We start from the raw sequence: 25,419 nt of genomic DNA, 5'->3' as shown, positions 1-25,419 counted from the left end.
AGCAATTTAAAAGCTAAATAATCTTATTTTTCAACTTTTTTCTCCCCTCCTGCCTCCTGCCCCCTGCCTTCTGCCTCTACTTATTAAGTATTCTTGTTCTAATGCAAGATGTGAGTATTATGTTTAACTAGCTTAGCGTACCATCCTGCAGTAGTTTGACCATCAACAAACTTGCTCTTAGAAAGGGTTTCTGTGAGTTGGGTTAATTCTTCGGTGGTGATAATGTTGTCAACGGTCAAAATCATGTGTACTGTTGCGTCGTAGTTAGATTTTTTCCCATTATCTCAACTTATGTATCACCTATAAGATAATTTTATTGGCAATTTTTGGAAGTATTTTTTAGAATAGAGACCTTAGATTAAGATTTGATTAATTGAGGAAACCAATAATGAATTCTAAAGCTGTTCAACTATTAATTACCCTTGGTTTAGTTACTACTCTTGGTGCTTGTGGCGGTGGTGATACAACTGCTCCTACTGACTCTGCTCCTGCTGGAGATGCTACCGAAGAACCCAAAGAAGCGGAACCCAAAGAAGCAGACAAAGACGACGAAGGTGGTGAAAGTGGCGAAAGCTAATTCTTCTTCTCCTGAAAACCTTAGCTAATACCAATTGCCCAAAGTAGGGGTTAACTGCCGTTAACCCCTACAATCTAAAAAAAGCCGTTGATTCATGTTTGAGAAATATCAAAAGAACCAACAGCTTTTAAAAATTTTAAATTGACACAAAGGAAAATTATTTGTTATTTATATTAACTTTAACTGCGCCGAGAATCGGAGTTCTAAATTTTAATAAAATAATCAAACTTAGGATATGAATTAACCAATGAGAAATCACCAGTCCCCAGATGACACAAGCCAAAGCACTGCCACAAGCTAACACCCCAAAAATATCATTTCCTGTGCGTTGATACCAGATAACACTGCCGATGGAAGTGATTAAGAATAAGAGTGGAAAAATAGGGAGTATCATAGCGATTACCTTTGAAGTGTTGGTCTGGGTCAGGTTCTTAAAAAATGATTTCTAAGGTCTCATTACCCATAGAGCGTGTGTGTGTTGTTTACCAGGATAACATTACTTTCCTCAAAATCGAGATAATATCAATTAACTATTAGGGATCTTGTAAAAAATCTTTGCATAACTTCAAATTTGAACCCAATAACTACCAAAATTAAACTTTTTTCATGAATAAATGTTGAGAATATAATCAGTGTTTAGGGATTTATTACTAGAATCAAAACTCAATTGTAGTGAAGAACTTCCATAACCAATTTTTGAGGTGAAAGGTAGCTAAACAATCGTCTTCATTGTAACGTACAATAGAGTCTAGAAAACTGCGATCCCCTGTAGTTAACCATTGGTCATACCAACAAACACATTGATCCCCACTGATTCCAGCATCACGCCAATTAAACCCCAACCAGTTAGCCAATGATTTGAGAGAGTAGTTTTCAACTGGAAGAATAACAGAAGTAATTACACAGTGATGAAGGTCAATTAAACGGGATAGTAAATGTTCAATTTGAGAGTGGGGGGTTCCATATAAGTTTCCTAATCGTTTAATCGTATCTTTTTCGTATTCTGAAAAGTGAAAAATAGGAGCCTGATCATAAGTATTGACAAACTTAAGAAATTGTTGCCAAATCTGTTCTTCTTCTTCAGGAGTTTCTGCTAAAAAAGGATAAAAGGTTTGGGTTTGGGTGAGATGATTAACGAGAACAACCCCTAATAAATAATCTAAATTCCGTTCTGGTTCTGCTTCAATATCAAAATAAAGTTCAAAGGTTCGCTCAGCAAGGATATCTGAGAGGTTGTACGGGGATTGAGAGCGAGCAATAGCTTGATTATAAACAAGGGAATGAGCCTGTTGTTGCAATTTTTCACCCAATTCCTTGCCGAGTACTTCCTGGATGGTGTCTGAGTTAGCTTGAGCTAGAGACTCAGTAGTAGTAATCCCAATTTCTTGTAAACATCCATAACGACTGGGAGTCACCCCTGGAACCAAAGAAAGATGTCTTTGAGATTTAGCGATCGCATAACAGTGACTATACCAACGACAAAGATTACAGCGTTGTCTGGAAATGAAGAGTTCTGGTTCTTCCTCTGTTGTCAGAGTTGTTAAACATTCCTCGAGAATAAGCTCTAGCTTTGATAACCATTGCACTGTGTCCACCGATGACTGTTTGAGGGGACGGGTAATTAATTCTGGGGTTGGAGGGGATGTTTCTTGAATAATAGCTAACAATTGAGCATAAAAAGTAGCTACTAGCTTATATTCTGGTTTCGCTTTGCGGCCTAAATGGATGCTGACAGGATAATAGGACCAGTCCCCAAATTTAGATTGGCCAGGTTGTTTAATTAATAAGTGAGGTTTTCCCAGATAATCATAACCAAAAGGCATAATTCTCAAAAAGTTTTCTCGCCACTCAACAGATGTTGAGGTATTATCATCAACCCATAATAGTCCTTGATAAATACAATTAACTCCCTGCTGCATCAATGTTTCGGTTGTTTGTGCTTTTTCTTTGGGGCTAGTATTTGAGAATGGGACTTGTTGATAATGAGGATAATAGTTTTCTAAGACTAAGGCAATGTGACGTTTATTATCTTGTCGTAGTTTGTTTAGAAAATCTCTTTCTGGATCTTTTTGTCTTGAATCACCATGAATATTCAGAAAAGCACGACGTGAACATCTTTTATAATCCAGTAGGAGAGAATCAGTAATTAGCATTATTATCAAAAAAGTACCTTTAATTATTATCAGTTATTACTCATCAGTTATCAGTTTTTCCTTTTCCTCAGTAGGTAGAAGGAAGATTTGGGAGAAAGGGTAAGAAAATATTAATATTCATTTTAGTATTACTTGTTGCTCAACTTTTTGAGATAAACCTCACACAATCCTTATTTCATAAACTTTTCAAGCTTATCCCAGTAGTATTGTCACACCTTCCACCCCTCCCTTATTGATGGTGCTAGAATTGAACCAGAAACTACAAAAATACCCCGATTTTGATAATTTTGTGATCATCCATGCTAAAAGTAACCAAGCCATTTAATCAACTATTGTGTATCTTATTGTTTAGTAGTGTTTCTGCCTTTTCTGTTTTGGGACAAGAAACCCCTTATAATCAGTCTTCCCTAATCTCTTCAAAAACAGGGATTGATTACACACCACTAGAAGAAAGTTTACAACAACAACAATGGCTGCGAGCCAATGAAATCACTACCAACTTGCTTTTACAATCTGCCGAGCGCGAACAACAAGGATGGATAGCGATAATTCAACCAAAACCACCGGAAGATGAGGTGGTAAATAGTCTTAGAATAACAACACCTATTAAGTGTGAGGATCTCAGAATCATAGACGATCTCTGGAAAAAACATTCTGAGGGGAAATTTGGCTTTACTGTTCAACTTGATGTTTTTTTAGAAACCGATAATGTACCCGGACGTTTAGTAGATACAGAAGCTTATGATAAATTCGGGGAAAAAATCGGATGGCGAAATCAAGACGGATGGATACAATTCAAATATAACCTTAACTTTAGTTTACAAGCCCCCAGGGGTCATTTACCTAATCCTCGCCCAGAATATCAAATTACAGGGGGAAGAATGAACTACATAGCCCTAACTCAAACAATGCAAGATTGTGGGATGCAGCGTGTTGCAGTCTCCAGATAAGGCATTAATGATCAACCTGAAGAATGGATAATGTATAATGACCTCTCCCTTTCTAGGGAGAGGGTTATAGATAGAGAATTTCTTTATTTTTTCCCTTAAAAGCGGATCAAGACAGGGGATATTTTTAAACCTTTAATTGATAATAACCATAATGAGTAATGATATGAATATGATAGAAATTGTTACACCAAGACTAAAATTAAGACAGTGGAAAGAAGAAGATAAAGAACCATTTTTTAAGCTCAATTCTGATCCAAGAGTGATGAAATTTATGCCGAAACTATTATCAAAAGAAGAAAGTGATAGTTTTATTAAACGCATAAAAGGACGGTTTAAAGAAGATGGATATAGTTTTTTTGCTGTAGAATTAATTGAGAATCAAACTTTTATTGGATTGACTGGTTTATCGATTCCGAGTTTTCAATCTTTTTTTACTCCTTGTGTAGAAATTGGTTGGCGTTTAGCTTATGATTATTGGGGAAAAGGTTACGCCACCGAAGGTGCAAAAGCATCTCTTAATTATGGATTTAATGAACTAAATTTATCAGAAATTGTATCCTTTACTGTTCCTAAAAATTTGCGTTCTCGTAAGGTTATGGAAAGGATAGGGATGAGATTTATTGGTCAATTCCGGCATCCTTTATTACCCAAAGAACATTATTTAAGTAAGCACGTTTTATATAAAATTAATGCCAGCATTTAGCTATCAGTCGTCAGCCGTACCTAGTAGAGCAAATTTGTTAAAGCTACACCAATAAAAGTAGCAATTGCATAGCCCAAAGTTCCACATAAAATGGCTGGAGTTACTAATTTATTCCATTGTTTTGAACTGGCCATAGCTGCGGCAGTTGTAGGACCGCCTATATTCGCATTAGAAGCAATAATTAATTCAGCTAAATCTATACCCAATAATTTTCCTCCTAACAATAATACTAATAAATGAACAGTCAAAATTAAAGCAGCAAAGACAAATAAAAGGGGACTAACTTGAATAACTTCCCAAATATTAGCACTAGCACCAATAACAGCAAAAAATATTTGCATCAATAATGTACCAATTTCTTCAGCTACAGTTAACCTACCTAAATATTGAGGAAAACCCGTTGCTAAAACCACAATTAAAATAGTTGAAACTAAAATTCCTGCTTTGGGGAAACCCAATAAAAAAGCAATTCCGATCCCTGTTGCACAAATAATTGCACTAATAGCTAAACATTGACTTACTTGAAGTAATGATAATTCTGTTTTATTATGAGATTTCAAACTAACATTAGGTTCATTTTCCTGGCTATTTTTAGCAGATTTTTTATTAGAAAATAATCCTTGGATAATCTTAATAGAAGGTAGGGTAAACAGAATCAGAAAAAACACTGTCATAACCAAATTATCTGCTGCTGTAGCTGCTGCTAATAACTCCCCTGAATCCAAATCTAACTGTAAGGTCTTTGCTGTTGAAAAAAAATTCACTGAACCCCCAATATAAGTCGCACAAAACACCCCTGCTAATTTCTTGGAAAACTCTCCTAAAGGAATTAGATAATAAGCCAATATTGTTCCTAATAATGTTCCTATTGATCCCATTAAGTAAGCAATCAACATTAAACCAGATTCTTTGAAAATACGAGCTAAATTAGCTTTAAATAAAAGTAGAGGAATAGAAAAAGGAACTAAAAAAGACCAGACAATACTATAAGTAGGAGCATCTAAAGGAATAATTTTCAAATTAGATAACAAAAATCCCACCAACATAGTGATAACAGCACCGGATACTTTAGCACCCCAGAGAGTCTTTTCTCCCCAAATACCAATAGTTGCTGCTGATAAGAGAATGGCCCATAAAGCAAAAGTTTGGTCGGGATGAATTAATGAATTTTCCATAGTTTGATTATGAATAGATAGGAACTTGTGTTGCTCATTTATTTGTTTACATATTACACAAAGAGAAATATACCATCTATATCACTTTTTTATTGCCCTTGACTATTCAATGAATCCAAAAAGTAACAACCCTCCTAATATAATTAATCCTAACCCTAAAACTCCATAAAAAACACGCGCTCCTCCTCGACCCAACATCCTCAAAAGAAACCGAGCTTTTCGGTGATTCATATACCAATCCCAATTTAAAATAGCTCCACACAAACTAAATACACCTGCGACAATAACGAATAATCCAGCCACTGTTCTTCCTCCAAACCTTATGATACTATTTATTGTTATTTTCAATTTATTAAAAGATTAATAAACAATCTTTAATATTTATGTTTTCTTTACTTTACAAGAGGTCTATTATCCTATTTCTCACTATCAAAGTAATTTCCTGTGTATCCTCCTTCTATCATATAGTTAATTCAAATAGAAATTAGACAAAACTTGCCTACGGTATTGTCACCATAGTTAGCAGGATGCTCACACTACTCTCTCTCCAACTTATTTGAAACGACTATAAGGACTTTTGACCACACTAAGAACAGTTTTGATTTGCATAGATTAAACATTAACATATCAACACTTCCAACATCTCCCACGCTCATTAAACTAAAATATTAATAAGTAGGTTTAGGAAAAGTTAGTTAAGCAAAGGGTTAGCAAATCATCACTATATTTGATATGATTTTGATTAATATTATATCTTAGTTGCAATATGATTATAGATTATGTTTAAAAAAATGAATTTTCTTATTCCGAAATTACATGGGGATAAATATGCAAATCTTGTAACCGCTTTTGCAGTAATTATTACTGTCGAATATTCAGGAGATGGTTATGATATTTGGGATAGTTTTCTTGGGGTTTTAGCAATTGTACTTGGTTACTCCTTTATTAAAACGGCAAAGACAAATAAGGATTTTTGGTATTCATTGATAACAGTCTCATTAATAAGTTTAGGGTTAGTGACTATTTTCAGAGGTCTAACGGAAGGTCTAAAGGAAGGTCTAAAGGATTTTAATTTAAGTGCGTTCCTAAAAAATCTGTTTGAATCAGGTTCGTCTCAATCAGGTTTGTCTGATTCAGCTTGGTTTTTATTATTTATTATTATTGATATTATTGGAATAATAATTTTGTATTTCCTTACCAAAAAATCAAGTAAATTAAGAGATAAATTATAACTAATCTAGTATTACTTGCTTCCTAACCATCAAAGTTATCTAAACCGTCAAACTCCCATCAGGACTTTGACCTAACCATTTTACACTCCGAAAAGTACCATAATAAGGACTTTTGAGAACACTAAGATTAGCGATCGCTGTTACTTCTTGGAGTGTCAAAAAAAAGAACTGTAGATTAACACAAATAACTCTACAGTCCTAATAAAATTGTCAGTTAGAAGTTTCCTATTTTTTACCCTTCTTACCTTTATCTTCTTTAGATTCATTAGACCAAGGGGGGTCAGCCTCAGTATAGGCACGAGCAATATTATCATCGAGGATCATATTTTCATCCACCTCATCGAGGGTAGCCCCAATTAAGCGATTAGTGGACTTTTTATTACTCTTCTTCTTGTCTTTTTCTGCCTGCCCATAACGATTATTGAGACTTTCTTCAGCGTTATCCGCGCTGCCCATAACCATCTCTTCATGGGCATTAAAACCGGTTCCCGCAGGAATCAAACGACCGATGATCACGTTTTCTTTCAAACCCCGTAACCAGTCGGACTTACCTTCAATGGCCGCTTCAGTCAAGACACGGGTTGTCTCTTGGAAAGATGCTGCACTAATGAAACTATCGGTATTCAAAGAAGCTTTAGTAATACCCAACAACACAGGAGTGTATCGTGCTGGCGCACCCCCTGTAATAGCCATAGCCTCATTAACCTGTTCAATTTGCCGTAATTCCACTAATTCTCCAGGTAACATGGTGGTGTCGCCCCCATCATCCACCCGAACCTTAGCCGTCATCTGACGCACAATCACTTCAATGTGTTTATCAGAAATATCAATCCCTTGGGACTGATAAACCATTTGCACTTGATCAACTAAGAATTTTTGTGCCGCTTGTAAGCCAACCAAAGCAGCCTCATAAACCCCTTTTTTGTCCACATAGTAGTCAAAAAAGACCTCTAACAATTCGTGAGGGTTAGCAGGCCCATCGGTTAAATGATCACCCACATTCACTTGTTGATTATCAGAAACAATAGCATTTTGATTGAGCAAAACGGGATATTCGCTCACAGTACCATCATCTTCGATGACCTTGACATCAACGGTTTCGTCTTCTAAATACTCAACTTGACAAACCCCTGGTTTGCGAGCCAGAACACAAGCTTCTTTGGGCTTACGGGCTTCCAATAATTCCTCAATTCTTGGTAAACCCTGAATAATATCCCCAGTTTTTGCCCGTTCGTACACCAGTAATACCAGGTTATCCCCCCGTTGGACCAGATCCCCATCAGCAATGTGTAAAATGGCTCCAGCAGACACCCGATAAGGACGGGCTAAGCGTAATTTAAGCTCATAACCCTCATCAACTTGGTTAATAGCCACCACTAAACTAGACTCAGTAGCCGCCACCCCAGGGGCTAACTCCTTACCAGCAACAATCAAATCACCGATGGCCACCGTTGGTTGATCTTGGACAATAATATTGTCTAGGTCTTCCTCTCGCACAACTAACACCCGACGAACCGCCTCGGCACCGCTTTTAATGCCTCGAATTTGTCCCTCTTCTTTACACTGAATTTCGGTTTTGGCTACCACTGCACCTGGAGCAATTTGATCCCCATCTGTCACTAAAACACTGGTGTTAATGATGCCACCGTGAGGATCGGTGTCGAGATCCCGACGCAAAATCAAAGACTCCAGGATAACTAACTGTAGCCGTTGACAATCTTCCTCTTCGTCGTTTTTTAGCTCAATATCCGCGGCCAAATTAGCGGCACTTTGTTCGCTTCCTGTGTCAATTTCTAGGACTAATTGGGTGCTTAAAAGAGGAATGCCGTCTACAGATTTTACCCGTTCCCCATCCTTATAGAAGAGACGTTGCACCGATCGCAGTTCGATCTGTCGTCCACCGTCTTCTTCGTTGATGGAACCTTGGGAGGGAGCGGCTGGTTCGTTACTAACAGGGTATTCTTCCACAGGACGTAATAACAATCCCATCCCCTCCGTACTTTCGATCCATTCTGCTTGACGCATATCCGTTGTCACCACCCCGGGTAAGACTTCGGTGCCTGGGGGAATCAAGTCCTCGTTTTTAAAAGAAACTTCATCGGGGTCCACATCTAAATGAAATTCTCCGGGTTTAACAATAATTTCTCGGAGAATATCGTTTTTCTGCACCACCTCGATCGCCCCTGAACTTTGGCAGAAGATATCTTTAACCACTTCGGTTCCGGCTTCTACATAAGCCCCATCTTCTACAACTAACAACGAAATATCTTTGTTGACTTCGTGTGTTTCTTCGGGAACCCAGAGTAAAGTTCCCCCTTCCACCACTTCATAACCAGTTTTACGGCTACCTTTAGCCACTTCGATGCCACCGTAGCGCAATATTCCGCCGGTGCTGGTTTGATAGCGATCGTCAATTAACTCGGCGATAATGGCGTGGTTTTGTACTTTGGTGTCGGGGGTGGCTTTTAATAAAAACTGTTGACCATCGGCTGTATCAATCACATATTGTTCATGACCTGCGGTACTTTCTTTGCGCACCTCAGCTTGATCCAACAACACAGAGGCGGTAATAATATCGATTTCACGGCTTTGGGGTTGATAACGAACCACCCCTCCATTTACGGAAACTAACTGAGTTTCTGCTAAGACAGTGCCTTCTGTAACTGTCTCTTCGTTATCTACCACCGCTTCGGCCCCTGGGGGTAAGTTATAAACTTCCCCTGATAACACCCAAACCAGTCCCCCTCTTTGGGCGATATGGGTGGTATTACCTTGGCGATCGGTTTTTTCTTCGGCGATCAAGTTAGCAAATAAGACTTCCCCGGCTAGATCGGTTGATACGTCTTTTGTTGCCCGTTCTGTGGAACGGGTTGACTTAGCTGCGGTTACCTCAGCTAACATCTGTTCTTTTTCTACTTTATCCCCGTCTGCTGCGAAGAGAACGGAACCTGGTGTAACTGAGTAGGTCATTTTCTTGCCACTACCCGAAGGAGTCCAGACTAAGTCTCCTGCCAGTTCAACTTGGAAAGCGTCTTCCCCGTGACGGGTTCTGACTTTACGGGTACTTAAACCTTTACCCCATTTAACGGTTCCTTCGTCGGGGGCTTTAATCTGTTCGGCAACTTCTCCGGTGAAGACCCCTCCTGTGTGGAAAGTCCGCATGGTTAGCTGGGTTCCGGGTTCTCCGATGGACTGTGCTGCAATAATACCGACCGCTTCTCCCAGGTCTACGGGTCGTCCTGTGGCTAAACTCCAACCGTAACAATAACGACAAACGGAGCGTGCTGCTTCACAGGTTAGGGGCGATCGCACCACCACCGATTCTACACTTTTGCCGATTTTAGCGGCTAAAGCTCCGTCGATATATTGGTTACGAGTGGCAATGACTTCATCTCCTGCTACCACATCTTCTGCCAAAACCCGTCCTAAGAGGCGATCGCCCAGGGCGATTTTCACCCGTTCACCGTCTTTCATGGCGGTTACTTTCAGGCCGCGATGGGTGCCACAGTCGATTTCGCGAACAATCACATCTTGGGAAACGTCTACTAAGCGTCGAGTTAAGTAACCTGAGTCTGCTGTCCGTAGGGCTGTATCTACTAACCCTTTACGCGCTCCATAGGAAGAGATGACGTATTCTGTTACGGTTAGTCCTTCGCGGAAGTTGGTTTTAATGGGTTGGTCGATAATTTGTCCTTGGGGATCTGCCATTAAGCCGCGCATTCCCACTAACTGACGCACTTGGCTCATGTTACCCCGCGCCCCGGAAAAGGCCATCATATAGACAGAGTTTAAGGGGTCGGTTTGTCGAAAGTTCTTTACTACCTCGTCTTTTAATTCTTCTGAGGTACTATTCCAGGTATCGATTACTTTTTGGAAACGTTCTACTTCGGTAATTTCTCCCCGGGCGTATTTCGCTTCTGTGGTGTTAATTTCTTTTTCTGCACTATCGAGCATTCCCCGTTTTGTGGGAGGGACGGTTAGATCGTCAATACTAATAGAAACACCGGCTCTTGTGGCGTAACGAAACCCTAAGTCTTTTAAATTATCCGCTACTTGAGAGCTACGGGCTGCACCATAATTACGATAGGCCCAAGCTACCAATTTTTTTAAACGGCCTTTGTCAACAATTTGGTTATAGAATGTCATCGCAGTTGTTAATGGATAGTTGATAGTTAATAATCGATAATTAATAGTTAATAAATGACGGTTAACTTTCACCATTAACTATTAATTATTCACGGGTCATTGTTAACTGTTTACGCTTCTTCTTCTTCGAGTTCCTCGTTGTTCAAAGATTCGTAGGTGGGACGGTTCGGGGCGCGACGTTGACTATCAATCATCAGGTCAACTTCTACATCTCGACTGCTTCCGTCTTCGGCAGTTTCTACTTTATGGACGGCGATATCCAAGCCTAAAGATTGTAATTCTCGCATTAACACTTTAAAGGACTCGGGGGTTCCTGGACGGGGAATGGGTTTCCCTTTAACAATGGCGTTTAAGGCTTCGTTACGTCCCTGCATATCGTCGGATTTCACCGTTAACAGTTCTTGTAGGGTATAGGCTGCTCCATAAGCTTCTAGGGCCCATACTTCCATTTCTCCGAACCTTTGTCCGCCCTGTTGTGCTTTACCACCAAGGGGTTGTTGGGTCACTAAGGAATAGGGACCGGTGGAACGGGCGTGGATCTTATCATCTACGAGGTGAACCAGTTTTAACATATAGGCTTCACCAACGGTGACGGGGCGATCAAATTTTTCTCCGGTTCGTCCGTCGTAAACGTCTATTTTCCCGGGGTGATCGGTGTTATAAACCCAATCTTTACGAGGTTTTTTGGAGGCTTTTTCCAATAACCCATGAACGGTTTTTCTTGATGATTCTTCGCCGTACATTTCGTCAAAGGGAGTAATTTTAAAGCGTACTCCTAAGTTTTCTCCTGCCCAACCGAGAAGACACTCAAACACTTGTCCCACATTCATCCGTGAGGGTACACCCAAGGGGTTGAGGACGATATCCATGGGGCGGCCATCGGGTAAATAGGGCATATCTTCGATGGGTAAAATACGGGAAATAATTCCTTTATTTCCGTGTCGCCCTGCCATTTTATCCCCAACTTGGATTTTGCGTTTTTGGGCAACATAAACCCTTACCACCATATTGGCACCTGGGGGTAATTCGTCTCCCTGTTCACGGGTAAACACGCGCACATCTACAACCCGGCCTTTTTCTCCGTTGGGAACTCTCAAGGAGTTATCCCGTACGTCTCTGGCTTTTTCCCCGAAAATAGCTCGTAAGAGTTTTTCTTCTGGGGGTTGATCGGATTCTCCTTTAGGGGTCACTTTACCCACCAAAATGTCTCCTGCTTCTACCCAGGCCCCAATGCGGATAATTCCTTGTTCATCGAGGTTTCTCAGGGAATCTTCCCCTACGTTGGGAATCTCACGGGTGATTTCTTCTGGTCCTAGTTTGGTTTGACGGGCTTCGATTTCAAATTTTTCGACGTGAATACTGGTATAAACGTCGTCATAGACCAATCTTTCACTAATCAAGATTGCGTCTTCGTAGTTATAGCCTTCCCAGGGCATATAAGCCACTAAGATATTTTGTCCTAAGGCTAGTTCTCCTCCTTCGGTGGCGGAACCATCGGCTAATACTTGACCGGGTACTACGTCTTCTCCTACATAAACCAAGGGACGTTGATTTAAACAGGTATCTTGGTTGGATCTTTGATATTTTTGCAGGATATATTGAATTTCCTGACCAACTTTTTCGTGGCCTTCGGGTCCTGTAACTTTAACGCGAATTTCGTTGGCATCGGCATAAGTAACAATACCTTCGGTTCTGGAAACAATAACCATCCCTGAGTCTCTGGCTGCTTGTGCCTCTAAACCGGTTCCCACTAAAGGACGTTCGGGACGTAATAAGGGTACGGCTTGCCGTTGCATATTAGATCCCATCAAGGCGCGGTTAGCGTCATCGTGTTCCAAGAAGGGGATCATTGATGTTGCTACAGAAATAATCTGTACGGGGGAAACTGCAACATAATCCACTTGATCGGGGCCGGTAATGAAGAATTCTTGCCGATAACGGGTCGGTACGGCGTTTCCTAATATATTGCCTTCTTCGTCGGTGCCAATGTCTCCTGGGGCTACCCGTAGATCGTCTTCTTCGTCTGCTGTTAGGTAAACTGGGTCTAAGTCTCGTCTTACCCGACCATTTTCCACACGGTAGTAAGGGGTTTCAATAAATCCGTAGTTGTTGACCCTTGCGTAGGTAGCCAAGGAACCGATTAAACCGGCGTTGGGTCCTTCTGGGGTCTCTACGGGGCAAATACGTCCATGATGGGAGGGGTGGATGTCTCGGACGGCAAACCCTGCTCTTTCTCTGGTAAGTCCTCCTGGTCCCAGGGCAGAAATACGCCGTTTGTGGGTTAATTCTGCTAGGGGGTTGGTTTGGTCCATAAATTGGGACAATTGAGATGAGCCAAAAAATTCTTTGATGGCTGCTACTAAGGGTTTGGGGTTAACCAAAGAGGCCGGGGTGAGACTATCGGACTCACTGACGGTCATTCTTTCGCGGATAATGCGTTCTAGGCGGTTTAATCCTACTCTGACTTGGTTTTGTAGCAGTTCTCCTACGGATCTCACCCGACGGTTACCTAAGTGATCGATGTCATCGACGGTACCGATATCAAATTCTAGGTTAATTAGATAGTCGATGGCTGACAAAATGTCTTCTGAACGCAGTGTCCGCATGGTATCGGCTGCATTCAGGCGTAATTTTTTGTTGAGTTTATATCTTCCTACTCGCCCTAAGTCATAGCGTTTACTATCAAAAAAGCGAGATTCTAGGAGTTGTTGTCCACCACTGACTGTGGGGGGTTCCCCTGGTCTTAGTTTGCGGTACAATTCCAGTAAGGCATCTTCTTCTGTGGGGTTGCCTTCTTTATCTAGGGTTCTTTGATAAAATTCGGGGTGACGTAGGGAGTCTAAGATTTCGTTATCACTGAGTCCTATGGCTTTGAGTAGGACTTGGGCGGATAATTTACGGGTTTTATCGATTCTCACCCATACTAAACCGTTTTTGTCTGTTTCAAATTTTAACCAAGCACCTCGGTTGGGTATTAAAGAAGCTGAGTAGGTTCTTCTACCGTTTTTGTCGGTTTCTGCTTTATAATAAACCCCTGGAGAGCGCACAATCTGATTAACGATCACCCTTTCTGCACCGTTGATGATGAAGGTTCCGCGATCGGTCATTAGGGGTAAATCACCTATAAATACTTCTTGTTCTTTGATTTCTCCTGTTTCTTTGTTGATTAAACGGGTTGGAACGTACATCTGCACGGAATAGCTGGCATCCCGTCGTTTGGCTTCGTCAACGTCGTATTTTGGCTCTTTTAGTTTATAATTTTCTCCTAAAAAGTGTAGTTCTAATTTTCCTGTATAGTCTGAAATTGGGGAAAAGCTATTGAGTTCTTCTATTAGTCCTTGTTCGAGAAACCAACGAAAACTCGCGTGTTGAATTTCAATTAGGTCTGGTAGCAGGTTATAGTTATAGATCAGATTTGTAGTCATGGGTTGCTCTATTGGCTGTTGTTATGGGGTATCCTTGTTAACCTGAGTTCGGAATTCAGAGTTGAGTCTTTTTTTTAGGAGACAATGGGTATTTGATACTCCTGATGTTGACAAGTTGTCTTAAAAATTCCCTTATATCGAATTCAGGTTATTAGGGTACAAGGGATAATTTAAACAGTTGACAAGCGTTCTGGGTTGTTTGTTGGGCTAAGTTTTCTAAGGGAACGTTACGTAATTCTGCCAAAAATTCGGCAACATGGCGAACGTTGGCTGGTTCGTTGCGTTTTCCTCGTTTGGGAACAGGGGCTAAAAAGGGACAGTCTGTTTCTACTAATAGGCGATCGCTGGGGACTATTTTGGCACTTTCTTGAATGGTTTTGGCGTTCTTGAAGGTGACAACTCCACTGAAACTGATGTAAAATCCCAGGTCTAAGAACCATTTTGTTTCTTCTGGTGTTCCACTCCAACAGTGCATAACTCCTCTTATTTGACCGATTTGCTGCCAAAATAATTCTAAAACATCTTTGAGTTTTTGGGCCGCGTCCCGGCAATGAATAATGACTGGTTTTTGCAGTTGGTGGGCAATTTTTAGTTGTGCTTCTAGAACTTCTTGTTGTTTTTCCTGATTACTAGCTTTGTAAAAGTCTAGCCCCATTTCTCCGATGGCTACTACTCGATGGTCCGATTTAGCATAGTCTAATATCTCTTTTCCCATGTTGTTTGTCCATTTCTCTGCGTCTAAGGGATGCAACCCCACGGCAAAGGATAGGTTGCCAAAGCGATCAGCCAATGCTTTAATGCTTGGAAATTCGCTAGGTTCGACACAGGAATGGACTAGGTGAACAACTTCTGCTTCTTGCCAACGAGTTTTGATGTCTTCGAGATCAGGCTCAAACACATCAAAATTAATATGAACATGGGTATCTATCAGTTGCATTGGTCTCCTCTGATTTGGTCTTATGCTAGTAATAATTGATAATTTATGGTTGAGATTGTCTCCTTATTCCCATTTAATTATCTCTTATTCGTAATTTAAGAGGCCCAACCGTGAGACATTTACATCTCATTACAGCTTCAAAAATGACCTATTTAGGGAGGTTTGACCGATTTTAAGAAGCTGGAGCAACTTTTTTTAGAGCTTTAGCTAAGCGGGCTTTTTTTCTGGCTCCGTTATTACGGTGTAAAACATTCCGTTTTACTGCTTTATCTATCTTACTGTAAGCGGCTGACATGCTTTGCTGTACCACTTTTCCTTTTTCTTCCTTTTCTTCGGTGGAAGAAGCAGCGTATTCCTCTACTGCTTGGAAGTATTTTTTCATTAGAGTTCTAACTGCCGACTTATAGCTTTTGTTGCGGAGTCGGTTGCGTTCGGCTATTTTAATACGTTTCAGTGCAGACTTTGAATTGGCCACAGTCTTTAATCCAGAAGAGGTTTGCTAGTTACAATGATAATTATTGCTATCGGATTTAATATCATAGCAAGTTTCTGGCTACTTTGGCAAATATTTTACGGTTTCTTTTGTCATCCATCATACTGTACTTTGACCTTTGACTTCTCCCCGTGATAAATCAACGGGGATTCTAAAAGGATACTCCGCAATGGGTTAAAACCCCCTTGCTTTACTCCTTGAATGATTTGAACGACTCCGCAACACTTCTTAATATTTTTTGTGCTGCTTGAGAGTATAAAACTTGATAATGCTTGTTGCTTTTATACTCTTTCTCTAAATCAAATTTACCAATAATTTTATAGGTTTTGAAATAAAGTTGACGAGCATAATAAATCCCACAGTTAGTTAGTTTATGAGACTCAGAACAAATAAATTCAAGGATAGCTTTTAGCTGTTTGTCTGGACTAATTAGATTTTGCTGGCATCCATACATCATATTTTTCCCTCCTGATGTTATACTAACACTGATGCACTAAATATGTATGTATGAAAACAAAGTCATTAACAATTCGTTTGTCTGAGCGCAGGAGAAATAAGCTATATTTATATGCTGCCCAAAAAGATAAAACAATCACAGCACTTATTGAGGATTGGATCGATAGTTTAGAATTACAGGAGAAGAATATAGATTAATGAAATGAGTAAAAAATTGTCTCTTTGGCGTAATCGTTTAATCTGTATTGGTTTAACTCTTGTTATCTTAGTGTTTCTCTCTGTTTCAGAATCAGTGTTTTCTTCATCAAAAAATGTGGTGACATCTCCTAATTTTCAAGAGAGACGAGGTGTGTGGTTAACTAATGTTGCTAGTGCGGTTTTATTTGTTCCTGGTAGCAGTCGTCGTGCGATTAAACAGTTAGCTGAACATAATTTTAATACGGTTTATCCTGTTGTTTGGAATCGTGGTTATACTTTTTATCCTAGTTCTTTGGCGAACGAAATGATTGGTAAACCTCAAGAACCTTTTCTAAATTGGACAAGGGGTAATGTCGATATTTTAAAGGTTATTATCGAGGAAAGTCATCGCAGAGGATTAGATGTTATTCCTTGGTTTGAGTATGGATTAATGATTCCTAAAAGTTCCCTTTTGGCTCGAAAACATCCAGATTGGTTAACCCAAAGTAAACAGGGTTCAGCTAATACATTATTTCAAGATGAGTTAGAGGCTAAAAATAAAAAAGAATCAGATAATTTAATTCAACGTTGGCGAAATTCTGCTTATCAAAAGCAAGTTAGTCAGTTAGTATGGTTAAATCCTCTTCACCCTGAAGTACAGCAATTAATCAAAGGATTAATGCTAGAAGTTGTTATGAATTATCAGGTAGATGGTGTACAGTTAGATGATCATTTTGGATTGCCTGTAGAATTAGGATACGATCTTTTGACGGTGAAAATTTATAAACAAGAACACAGAGGAAAAAGTCCACCAAAAGATCCCCATAATAGTGAATGGATGAGGTGGAGAGCAGCTAAACTTACCGCATTTATGACAGATTTAGTGAAAACAATAAAAACAGTTAATCCTGATATTATTGTTTCTTTATCTCCTAATTCTCATTCTTTTTCTTATCAAAATTATTTACAAGATTGGAAAACTTGGGTAAGACGGGGATTGATCGATGAATTAGTTTTACAAGTGTATCGAAATGACATCAAGAGTTTTAATAGAGAATTACATAAACCTGCTGTTAAATTAGCTCGTCAAAAAATTCCTGTTAGTATTGGCATTTTATCAGGAACTCTGAATAATACTGTGAAAATAGAACAAATTAAACAGCAAGTTGAGACAGTGAGAAAACAAGGATTTGATGGTGTTTCTTTTTTTTATTGGGAGTCTTTATGGGGTTATTTAACTCCTGAGTCTCCTTATAAACGTCGTCGTATCTTTGATGAATTATTTTCTGAGTAGGAAAAGATTTTTTTTCCTATTACTGTAGCACAACAGTTATAAACAGTTATAATAAGAGCGATCACAGTTTACTAATCTCGATAAACATCCCTACGATGACGACAACTTACCAGGATAATAATTAGTTCTGAATCATTAATTTCATATCGTACTCTATAATTACCAATTCTAATACGATATTCATTATTAAATCCTTTAAGTTTTTTAACACCTGCGGGACGGGGTTCATCTGCTAATTGTGATATTTTTGTAATTATTCTCTGATAAATTTCAGGAGATAATTGTTTTAACTGCTTTTGTACAGGTTTAGGAATGATGACAGTATAAGGCATTAACTTATCTAAGATTGACCTGCTATAAATTCTTCAAGAGTTAAATAATCTCCTGATTGATAAGCTTTTTTAGCTTCTTCAACTTCGGCAATAATTTCTGGACTATTTTCCCATTTTTCTTCTGATTCAAAAATTTGTTCTTCTAAAATTTCTAACACTTGTTGCTTTTGTTCTAAATCAAGGGATTTAATAGCTTTAACTAATGCTTCAAAGGGAATAGATAAATTAACACTGGTCATTTTTGTTTTATTTAAGTTTATGTTATCACCTCTAACTTATTATTACACATCATCAAAACCCGTAGGGACATAATATTATTATGCCCTCACACCAACAGAAATTAACCCCGTTTAACTCGTTTACTCAACAATAAACTACCACCAACCATTGCTAAGGAAATAATGGTACTGGGTTCAGGGACAGACTGAGCTACAGAATCTACTGATATAATGTAGATAAATTTGCACATAAAACACATTAAATTAAGCCATGCGAACCAATATTGACTTTGATGATCGCTTAGTGGAAGAAGCGTTTAGATTAACGAATTTGCGCACTAAGAAAGATTTAGTCAATTTTGCTCTTAAAGAACTGATTAGACATCATAAAAAGCGTAATTTGCTAGATTTAAGTGGTAAAATTCAGTTTTCTGATAATTACGATTATAAATCTACACGAGAAAATCAAAATGTTTCTGAATGTAATTAAGATCACAGTGATGATAGCAATTAACTAATACTATAGCAATAAAACTGTTTTTCTATGAAGATGAAGTCTAGTATAATCATTTCTGCTCCTCATATTGTTGTTCCTCAAAGTTATTGGAAACCCTTATTGGGAGAAATTTTACGGGATGCTGATTTAATTACAGAAGCACAACTACAAACTGTTTTAAGGGATCAACAAGAATATAAAGATCAAAAAATTGGTGAAATTTTAGCCTTACGAGGATGGTTAAAACAAGAAACAGTGGATTTTTTTGCCGAAGAATGGACTAGTTGTTTACAACAAGGGCCGAAATATCCTATTGGTGAATATTTAAAACAAGCTTCTTTATTAAAACAAAAAGATATTGAATATATTTTAGAATTACAACAAAAAATACCAGTTAAGTTTGGAGAAATCGCAGTTCATCAAGAATTAATCAAAGAAACAACTTTGAATTTTTTTCTTGATAATCTCTTTGGTCAAGCTTCTATTAACACTCTATTTTTAAGCTGATTTAATTGCTTTGATTTCCAAGGAAATCAAAGTTAAACATATATAGCAATCAGTTGTCAGTTTTGAGACAATGAGGAGAAGATAAAAATATAGTCAAATATGATACGTACTTATTTGGCAGATGTTCCCCTGACTGGTGAACCATAACACTACCTCAGTTATTTTAAAAATGTTTTAATTTTTTGTTATACTTAGTTCTCAAAACTGACGACTAACTGATATGGTCATTCAAGATTGACGATAAGAGATATCTTATCAATAATCACAGGTAACTTAACAATAATGTCTCAAAAAAACACATATTTTTCACAAATCAGAAAAGAAATCACTACTTTTTTACCTCATAAAGTTAACACAGTTCTCGAAATTGGATGTGGTGCTGGAGAAACATTGAAGTGGCTCAAAGATAATAACTATGTCACTCATACAATAGGTATCGAAATTAGCAAAGCTGCTGCCACTCAAGCAAGTTTGAAATGCGATGAAGTTATTGCAGCAAATATTGAAGAGTCAATTAATGTTTTAAATAAATTTGAAAAAAGTATTGATATACTCCTTTTGCTAGATGTTCTGGAACATTTGAATGATCCTTGGAGAATTTTAAGTCATTGTCAAAAATTACTTTCCTCAGAAGGTATTATAATTGCCAGTATTCCAAACGTTAGAAGCATTAAGGTTTTAACTTCCTTCATATTTTATGGGAAATGGAATTATCAATCTTCTGGTATTCTTGATAAAACACATCTTAGATTTTTTACAAAAAAAACCTGTATAAACCTATTTAAAGATACAGGCTATGAATTGGACGAGGGATCTAGAAAAAACAACAACTTCTGATGACTCGCCTTACTAATTTTTAGGAAACAGAGGGATTTAGATATTGATAGCTAACATCGGAGTTTTCCCATACTTTGCCGTCTAAAGCCATTTGCTCGATGGAACTGGCTAAACGCAAGGCTTTTAACGCCTGAGTTCCTCCGACAGAGGGTTGATCTCCTCCTCGCACACAATGAACAAAATGCTCCAATTCTGCGTGTAAAGGTTCTATTTTGGTGGTATGAACTTTTTCAATTAAACCGTCTTGACGATATAATACTTGCCCATAGTCGGTGCTGTAATTTGCGGTGGTTTGTCGATGAATTAAAATATCGTTGTTGAGAAAATCTGCTTCGGTTAAACAATTTTTGCAGTGGGCAGATAAACGGCGGATTTTACGATGAGTTACTTTACTGGCTGTTAGGGTAGCGACAATACCATTGGCAAAGCCTAGTGTGGCGGTTACATAATCAAGATGACGAGAATTTGAGCCACAACTGCCACTGGCGGTTAATTTAACTACTGGTGACTTAACTAACTCTAATAATAAGTCAATATCGTGGATCATTAAATCCAAAACCACAGACACATCATTAGCCCTTTGAGAATAAGGACTCATGCGATGGGCTTCTAGTGCTAAAACTTCTTCCGTTTTTAAGACTTTACTCAGTTCTTGGAAAGCAGGGTTAAAGCGTTCGATATGACCTACCTGTAAAATGCCATGAGAACTAGCAGCCTCGTTAACTAAAGATTCAGCTTCGGTGATACTAGCAGCGATGGGTTTTTCAATAAGGGTGTGAACACCAGCTTGTAAACATTCCATCCCAACGGAATGATGCAAACGAGTAGGAACAGCAATACAGACTGCATCGACATGAGGCAGCAGATCCTGGTAATGTTCAAAAAAACGGACTCGATACTTACTGGCAATATCGATCCCCCGTTCCACATTCACATCAGATACGCCGACTAACTCCACATCTTTGAGTAGGCTAAGAATTCGGCTATGATGTTGCCCCATGTTACCGACTCCGATAACACCAATGCGGATGGGGTCAAAGGTGCTTCGTTGGGATGTTAGGGGTTGTTGTGTCTCTGACATTTTTCGGGTTGCTCCTGTAAACTCCACCACCAATTTTGATTGTCTCGCCTCTAGGTAATTTTCTTTATTGAGTCAATCATCCAAGATATTAACACAGTTTGTCAAAATGTGAAGAATTTTATTAGTGAGCAGTTATCAGTTACCAGTGAGCAAATGCCAACATTGTTGAGCGATCGCCCAATCTTCTTCTGTATGGATCACTAAAATACTAATAGATGAGTCTTCGGTGGCGATGTCTTGGTCAATGGGGAAGGATTCATTTTTGTTTTTATCTAATTTGAGTCCTAGAAATTCAAAGGCTTCACAGGCTTTTTCTCGCACTAAAGCGGCATTTTCTCCCACTCCTGCGGTAAAAATCAAAGCGTCTAGTCCCCCTAAGACGGCTAACATGGCACCAATCTGCGATCGCAGGCGATGAATATACATATCAAAGGCTAATTGGGCGCGAAAATTATTTTCTTCCATTCCCTGTAATATGGCTCGCAGATCGGCTGAAATGCCGGAAACTCCTTTTAACCCGGATTCTTTGTTTAACAAGGTGTTTAAGTCTTCGGGTGTTAGGGCATATTTTCGCATTAAATAGAGTAAAATGGCTGGATCAATGGAACCGCTACGGGTTCCCATCATCAATCCTTCTAGAGGAGTAAATCCCATTGTTGTATCTAAACTTTTGCCGTCTTTGATAGCTGTTAATGAGCAACCATTACCGAGATGACAGTTAATTAATTTTAAGGAAGATAGGGGTTTATTTAAAATTTCGGCTGCACGATTAGCGCAATATTGATGACTAATGCCATGAAATCCATAACGACGAATTCCTTTTTCTACCCATTCAAAAGGAATGGGATAAGCTGCGTTTTCTAGAGGAATGGTCTGATGAAAAGCGGTATCGAACACTGCCACTTGAGGCACATTTTCTAAGACTTTTTCTATGGCTTCTATGCCTTGAATATGTGCGGGGTTATGATTGGGAGCAAGGGGTATTAATTCAGCAATTTTGGCTTTAACTTCAGGTGTAATTTTAGTGGCTTTGCTGTATTTTGTTCCTCCATGAACCACCCGATGACCAACTATATTAATATCACTCAATTGCTCAATAACTTTTGTTTCTCCTGTGATTAAAGTAGCCAGCATTTTAGGAATTGCTTCTGCTTTATCGGCAATATTAATGGTTATTTTTTGTTTAATATTATTGGCTTTTACTGTTAAGATACCGTGATCTTTAGCTGCAGTCCAATCAATATTTCCTGTCCATAGAGGTTCAGGGGAATGTTTGGGTAAGATGTTTTCTTCTATACTATATAAACAGGTTTTTTGACTGCTCGATCCTGCATTGAGTACCAAAATTTTCATGATCTTTTCTCATTAAAATCATGTTTTTATAATACCTCGGAAATTGGCGAATCGAGAAAAAATCAAGTTTTATATTGTTGACACGCCCTGGAGGACTTGAACCCCCGACATCAGGTTTTGGAGACCTGCGTTCTACCAACTGAACTAAGAGCGCATGGGAAGAGTCATGGTCAAAGACTATGCTCTAATCCTTAACTATTATAGCGCACTTTGTTACTTTTTCGCGTGATTATGTGCGCTATTTTCCAAAGTAATTCTAAACAGGACGATCAAAACGCTGACGAATTCTGGTCGCTTTACCCACTCTATCACGTAGATAATAGAGTTTTGCCCGACGAACTTTACCACGACGCATAATTTTAATATCGGCAATGCGTGGAGAATGGATAAGGAAAACCCTTTCTACACCTACACCTTGAAAGGTTTTGCGCACGGTAATGGTTTCGTTGATACCACCGTTACGCATACCAATAACGGTGCCTTCGTAGGGTTGAACCCGTTCTTTTCCACCTTCTCGGATACGTACACCGACTCGGACGGTATCACCAACATGAATAGTTGGTAAGTCCTTCTTTATATATTCGGATTCTATGTCTTTGATAATTTGTTCAGCATTCATGGCCTTAGCAAAAATTCACAATTTCCTATTATAGCCCAATTTTGATAACAAATCAAGTCTTTAGAATTCAATGCCGGGTTGAGCTTTGATCCCTTGTTCTTTGAAAGGATGTTTAATTAATTTCATTTCTGTGACGAGATCAGCGACTTCAATTAATTCGGTTGGCGCACCTCTTCCTGTTAAGATAACATGGGTTTGTTCTGGTTTTTGTTTAAGGGATTTAACGACGGTTTCTACCTCTAAATATCCTAATTTTAAGGCGACATTTACCTCATCGAGTAAGACTAATTGATAGTCAAGATTATTAATAAAAGCAACGGCTTTTTCCCAAGCTTGTTTGGCTTTTAAAATATCTCTTTCTCTATCTTGAGTTTCCCAGGTAAAACCTTCTCCCATGGCTAAAAATTCTAGTTGGTTTTCCCAGCGACTTAAAACTGCTTTTTCGGCAGGTTCCCAAGCTCCTTTAATAAACTGAATAATAGCTACTTTATACCCATGGCCGAGGGAGCGCATTACCATTCCTAAAGCTGCTGTAGTTTTACCTTTACCGTTCCCTGTATTAACAATAATTATTCCTTTTTCTTTGGATGCTTCTGCAAGACGTTTTTCTTGTATTTCTTTCCGTCTTTGCATTTTTTGTTGATATTTTTCTGGAGAGAGATTAGTGTCAGTGATCATGTTATTAAGTGATTGAATATTTACTAAAATACTGAGTGCATTAGTCCTCAGTAAAGATTATAACTGAAAGATTAGGTTTCTTCACCTCTAGTAGCTGTATCTAGCTCAGGTTGGTTGATATCTTCAACCTCTGATTGAACTTGGTTCAAATGAATATCATTAACTCGGTTAATAAAGGCTGCGATCGCTTGTTTTTCTATTGCTTGCTTTTCTTCTTTGCTTTTTTCTTTTTTCTCTATGTTTTCTCCTGTTTTTATAGATTTCATATCCAATTTTGTGATTTTTAGTATGAATTTTTCTTGTTCTGCTTCGAGATTTTCAACAACTTTATTGGCTTCTTTCCACCTATTTTCTAAGGGGAATGATGTTGCAAAACTGGCAAAAATCGAAGCAAATGCTGGTAGAATAACTGGTAACCAGTTTAACCATTCTGGACCAGTATCTAGCTTATCTACTAAGACTAATACTGGGGTAACACCAGAAAAAATAATGGTAGAAATTTGTAAAATATAGTAAAAGTTTCTAGAATTCTTTCTGGTACTACTGTAGTCTTCAACTAATTGTTGACAGTAGCGTAGAGCGTTTTCTCTTTCTAGTTGAAGTCGATTATCTGATAACTGTGAACTTCCCAAAAGTTCCTCATATTTACTTTCTCTTTCTGCTCTATCCTTGGCAGAAAAGTATTGAGAATTGAAGAGTAGCAAAAAAGTAAACCCCGCTAAAAATACCGCATCTAGGGTAATAAATAGTTGTTTATTCTTTGCGACAAAAGTAATGATAACAGTTGCTGCAAAAGCATCCAGAAATATGTATTCTAATACCTTTAGAAATCGACGAAGGCCAACCAGTGAACTTGGTTTTTCTTCTGGATTATTAGGAAGAGAAGATTCACTTAAGTTCATGACTAATCTGAGGTTTGCTGTTAACAGGAATAAGAATCAATTGAGTTAAAAAAGTATTTTTCAATCATATCAATTCTACCAGACTACCAAAAACTTTGAATAGAGTAATCGAGTTTTTGTAACATTTTTCTTAACAATGGTAAACTTAAACCAATAACATTACTGTGGCAGCCTTCTATTTTTTCAATAAACAAACTTCCTTTCCCTTCTAAGGCAAAACTTCCAGCACATTTTAGGGGTTCTCCTGTGTTAACATAAGCTTCAATTGTCTGATTATCGATATCAGCAAAATGAACTTTTGTTAGACCATAAGATATTAAAGTTTTTTGTTGTTTTCCATCTAACAATGCGTGACCGGTGTACAATTCTCCGTAGTTATTTCTCATGATTTGCCAACGGGCGATAGCTTCTTCTGGAGAGTGAGGTTTACCATAAATTTTACCATCAATAGCTAACACAGAATCACACCCTAATACTAAACAATTTTCGTATTTTTGAGCGACAATTTCTGCTTTACATTGTGCTAGAATTTGCACTAATTTCAGGGGATTGGTTTCTGTTATTTGAGACTCATCATAATTGCTAGAACAAACAATAGGTTCTATCCCTACAGTTCTCAGAAGTTTGAGACGTGCAGGGGAAGCGGAAGCAAGTACAAAAGGTGGAGATTGTTGCATT

26 protein-coding genes, 1 tRNA gene and 2 pseudogenes are annotated in these 25,419 nt (G+C 38.5%); 8 read left to right on the top strand and 21 right to left on the bottom strand.

Annotated elements, in window-relative coordinates; all coding sequences use genetic code 11:
- Nucleotides 1-107 precede the first annotated feature (107 nt).
- Nucleotides 108-245: pseudogene (locus tag QNJ66_RS14555) on the bottom strand (PKHD-type hydroxylase); the annotation flags it as partial.
- A 143-nt stretch (nt 246-388) separates the two neighbouring features.
- Here QNJ66_RS14555 and QNJ66_RS14550 point away from each other — a divergent pair.
- Nucleotides 389-577, top strand: a complete 189-nt coding sequence (locus tag QNJ66_RS14550) for a hypothetical protein (RefSeq protein ID WP_300508123.1) — start codon at nt 389-391, stop codon at nt 575-577.
- A gap of 157 nt (nt 578-734) precedes the next feature.
- On the opposite strand, the gene QNJ66_RS14545 is transcribed toward QNJ66_RS14550, so the two are convergent.
- Nucleotides 735-971, bottom strand: a complete 237-nt coding sequence (locus tag QNJ66_RS14545) for a hypothetical protein (protein WP_300508121.1) — start codon at nt 969-971, stop codon at nt 735-737.
- A gap of 262 nt (nt 972-1,233) precedes the next feature.
- The gene (locus tag QNJ66_RS14540; protein ID WP_300508119.1) at nt 1,234-2,730 is read right to left on the bottom strand and encodes a TM0106 family RecB-like putative nuclease; all 1,497 of its coding nucleotides are present in this window, start codon (nt 2,728-2,730) and stop codon (nt 1,234-1,236) included.
- Nucleotides 2,731-3,029: 299 nt separating this feature from the next.
- Between QNJ66_RS14540 and QNJ66_RS14535 the strand changes: the two genes are divergently transcribed.
- Together QNJ66_RS14535 and QNJ66_RS14530 are read left to right on the top strand one after the other, a co-directional pair.
- On the top strand, nt 3,030-3,680 hold the full coding sequence (locus QNJ66_RS14535; protein WP_300508117.1) for a GUN4 domain-containing protein: 651 nt from the start codon (nt 3,030-3,032) through the stop codon (nt 3,678-3,680).
- Between the two features lie 163 nt (nt 3,681-3,843).
- The gene (locus QNJ66_RS14530) at nt 3,844-4,383 is read left to right on the top strand and encodes a GNAT family N-acetyltransferase (protein ID WP_300508115.1); all 540 of its coding nucleotides are present in this window, start codon (nt 3,844-3,846) and stop codon (nt 4,381-4,383) included.
- Nucleotides 4,384-4,403: 20 nt separating this feature from the next.
- Here the strand turns inward: QNJ66_RS14530 and QNJ66_RS14525 are convergent, their stop codons facing one another.
- From QNJ66_RS14525 to QNJ66_RS14490, 8 genes and pseudogenes are all read right to left on the bottom strand, one after another.
- A complete protein-coding gene (locus QNJ66_RS14525; protein WP_300508113.1) occupies nt 4,404-5,558 on the bottom strand; it encodes a DUF819 family protein in 1,155 nt (384 codons plus the stop codon).
- Between the two features lie 102 nt (nt 5,559-5,660).
- Entirely contained in the window at nt 5,661-5,861 is a 201-nt protein-coding gene (locus QNJ66_RS14520) for an immunity 17 family protein (RefSeq protein ID WP_300508111.1), read from the bottom strand.
- A 765-nt stretch (nt 5,862-6,626) separates the two neighbouring features.
- Nucleotides 6,627-6,677 carry a hypothetical protein gene (locus QNJ66_RS26210; protein ID WP_366146288.1) on the bottom strand — a complete coding sequence of 17 codons (51 nt, stop codon included), beginning with the start codon at nt 6,675-6,677 and terminating at the stop codon, nt 6,627-6,629.
- A gap of 338 nt (nt 6,678-7,015) precedes the next feature.
- Nucleotides 7,016-10,936 (bottom strand): DNA-directed RNA polymerase subunit beta', encoded by a 3,921-nt coding sequence (locus tag QNJ66_RS14510; RefSeq protein WP_300508127.1) that lies wholly within the window; start codon nt 10,934-10,936, stop codon nt 7,016-7,018.
- Between the two features lie 110 nt (nt 10,937-11,046).
- Nucleotides 11,047-14,361: a DNA-directed RNA polymerase subunit beta gene (gene rpoB / locus QNJ66_RS14505; protein WP_300508108.1), complete on the bottom strand. Its 3,315-nt coding sequence runs from the start codon at nt 14,359-14,361 to the stop codon at nt 11,047-11,049.
- Between the two features lie 151 nt (nt 14,362-14,512).
- Nucleotides 14,513-15,298 carry a TatD family hydrolase gene (locus tag QNJ66_RS14500; protein ID WP_300508106.1) on the bottom strand — a complete coding sequence of 262 codons (786 nt, stop codon included), beginning with the start codon at nt 15,296-15,298 and terminating at the stop codon, nt 14,513-14,515.
- Nucleotides 15,299-15,470: 172 nt separating this feature from the next.
- Complete coding sequence (rpsT, locus tag QNJ66_RS14495; protein WP_300508104.1) at nt 15,471-15,773, bottom strand: 30S ribosomal protein S20; 303 nt, start codon at nt 15,771-15,773, stop codon at nt 15,471-15,473.
- A gap of 211 nt (nt 15,774-15,984) precedes the next feature.
- Nucleotides 15,985-16,245 (bottom strand): annotated as a pseudogene (locus tag QNJ66_RS14490) (RNA-guided endonuclease TnpB family protein); the annotation flags it as partial.
- 53 nt (nt 16,246-16,298) lie between these two features.
- On the opposite strand from QNJ66_RS14490, the gene QNJ66_RS14485 reads away from it, so the two are divergent.
- Nucleotides 16,299-16,445 (top strand): hypothetical protein, encoded by a 147-nt coding sequence (locus QNJ66_RS14485; protein WP_300508101.1) that lies wholly within the window; start codon nt 16,299-16,301, stop codon nt 16,443-16,445.
- Nucleotides 16,446-16,449: 4 nt separating this feature from the next.
- The gene (locus QNJ66_RS14480; protein ID WP_300508099.1) at nt 16,450-17,718 is read left to right on the top strand and encodes a family 10 glycosylhydrolase; all 1,269 of its coding nucleotides are present in this window, start codon (nt 16,450-16,452) and stop codon (nt 17,716-17,718) included.
- 71 nt (nt 17,719-17,789) lie between these two features.
- On the opposite strand, the gene QNJ66_RS14475 is transcribed toward QNJ66_RS14480, so the two are convergent.
- From QNJ66_RS14475 to QNJ66_RS14465, 3 genes are all read right to left on the bottom strand, one after another.
- Nucleotides 17,790-18,050 carry a type II toxin-antitoxin system RelE/ParE family toxin gene (locus tag QNJ66_RS14475; protein ID WP_300508097.1) on the bottom strand — a complete coding sequence of 87 codons (261 nt, stop codon included), beginning with the start codon at nt 18,048-18,050 and terminating at the stop codon, nt 17,790-17,792.
- Between the two features lie 8 nt (nt 18,051-18,058).
- On the bottom strand, nt 18,059-18,289 hold the full coding sequence (locus QNJ66_RS14470) for a hypothetical protein (protein ID WP_300508095.1): 231 nt from the start codon (nt 18,287-18,289) through the stop codon (nt 18,059-18,061).
- A gap of 101 nt (nt 18,290-18,390) precedes the next feature.
- The gene (locus QNJ66_RS14465) at nt 18,391-18,519 is read right to left on the bottom strand and encodes a PEP-CTERM sorting domain-containing protein (protein ID WP_300508093.1); all 129 of its coding nucleotides are present in this window, start codon (nt 18,517-18,519) and stop codon (nt 18,391-18,393) included.
- A gap of 20 nt (nt 18,520-18,539) precedes the next feature.
- On the opposite strand from QNJ66_RS14465, the gene QNJ66_RS14460 reads away from it, so the two are divergent.
- The 3 genes from QNJ66_RS14460 to QNJ66_RS14450 all read left to right on the top strand — a co-directional run bounded on the left by QNJ66_RS14460 (nt 18,540) and on the right by QNJ66_RS14450 (nt 20,108).
- Nucleotides 18,540-18,758 carry a type II toxin-antitoxin system VapB family antitoxin gene (locus QNJ66_RS14460; RefSeq protein WP_300508091.1) on the top strand — a complete coding sequence of 73 codons (219 nt, stop codon included), beginning with the start codon at nt 18,540-18,542 and terminating at the stop codon, nt 18,756-18,758.
- Between the two features lie 60 nt (nt 18,759-18,818).
- Nucleotides 18,819-19,271, top strand: coding sequence for a hypothetical protein (locus tag QNJ66_RS14455; RefSeq protein WP_300508089.1), 453 nt, complete (start codon nt 18,819-18,821; stop codon nt 19,269-19,271).
- A gap of 282 nt (nt 19,272-19,553) precedes the next feature.
- Nucleotides 19,554-20,108 carry a methyltransferase domain-containing protein gene (locus QNJ66_RS14450; RefSeq protein WP_366146287.1) on the top strand — a complete coding sequence of 185 codons (555 nt, stop codon included), beginning with the start codon at nt 19,554-19,556 and terminating at the stop codon, nt 20,106-20,108.
- A 19-nt stretch (nt 20,109-20,127) separates the two neighbouring features.
- Here the strand turns inward: QNJ66_RS14450 and QNJ66_RS14445 are convergent, their stop codons facing one another.
- From QNJ66_RS14445 to QNJ66_RS14415, 7 genes are all read right to left on the bottom strand, one after another.
- Nucleotides 20,128-21,189: a Gfo/Idh/MocA family oxidoreductase gene (locus QNJ66_RS14445; RefSeq protein WP_300508085.1), complete on the bottom strand. Its 1,062-nt coding sequence runs from the start codon at nt 21,187-21,189 to the stop codon at nt 20,128-20,130.
- Between the two features lie 135 nt (nt 21,190-21,324).
- Complete coding sequence (locus QNJ66_RS14440; protein WP_300508083.1) at nt 21,325-22,542, bottom strand: acetate kinase; 1,218 nt, start codon at nt 22,540-22,542, stop codon at nt 21,325-21,327.
- An 81-nt stretch (nt 22,543-22,623) separates the two neighbouring features.
- Nucleotides 22,624-22,696, bottom strand: a tRNA-Trp gene (locus QNJ66_RS14435).
- Between the two features lie 102 nt (nt 22,697-22,798).
- Nucleotides 22,799-23,161, bottom strand: a complete 363-nt coding sequence (rplS, locus tag QNJ66_RS14430) for a 50S ribosomal protein L19 (RefSeq protein WP_300508081.1) — start codon at nt 23,159-23,161, stop codon at nt 22,799-22,801.
- A 60-nt stretch (nt 23,162-23,221) separates the two neighbouring features.
- Nucleotides 23,222-23,839 (bottom strand): cob(I)yrinic acid a,c-diamide adenosyltransferase, encoded by a 618-nt coding sequence (cobO, locus tag QNJ66_RS14425; protein ID WP_300508079.1) that lies wholly within the window; start codon nt 23,837-23,839, stop codon nt 23,222-23,224.
- A 71-nt stretch (nt 23,840-23,910) separates the two neighbouring features.
- Complete coding sequence (locus QNJ66_RS14420) at nt 23,911-24,741, bottom strand: DUF4231 domain-containing protein (RefSeq protein WP_300508078.1); 831 nt, start codon at nt 24,739-24,741, stop codon at nt 23,911-23,913.
- A gap of 83 nt (nt 24,742-24,824) precedes the next feature.
- On the bottom strand, nt 24,825-25,418 hold the full coding sequence (locus QNJ66_RS14415) for a nucleoside triphosphate pyrophosphatase (protein WP_300508077.1): 594 nt from the start codon (nt 25,416-25,418) through the stop codon (nt 24,825-24,827).
- Nucleotide 25,419 lies beyond the last annotated feature (1 nt).

Origin of the sequence: Crocosphaera sp. (assembly GCF_030064895.1) — a bacterium.
Lineage (GTDB): Bacteria > Cyanobacteriota > Cyanobacteriia > Cyanobacteriales > Microcystaceae > Crocosphaera.
Note: the sequence above shows the minus strand (reverse complement) of the source record. Positions and strands in the feature narration are given on the sequence as shown.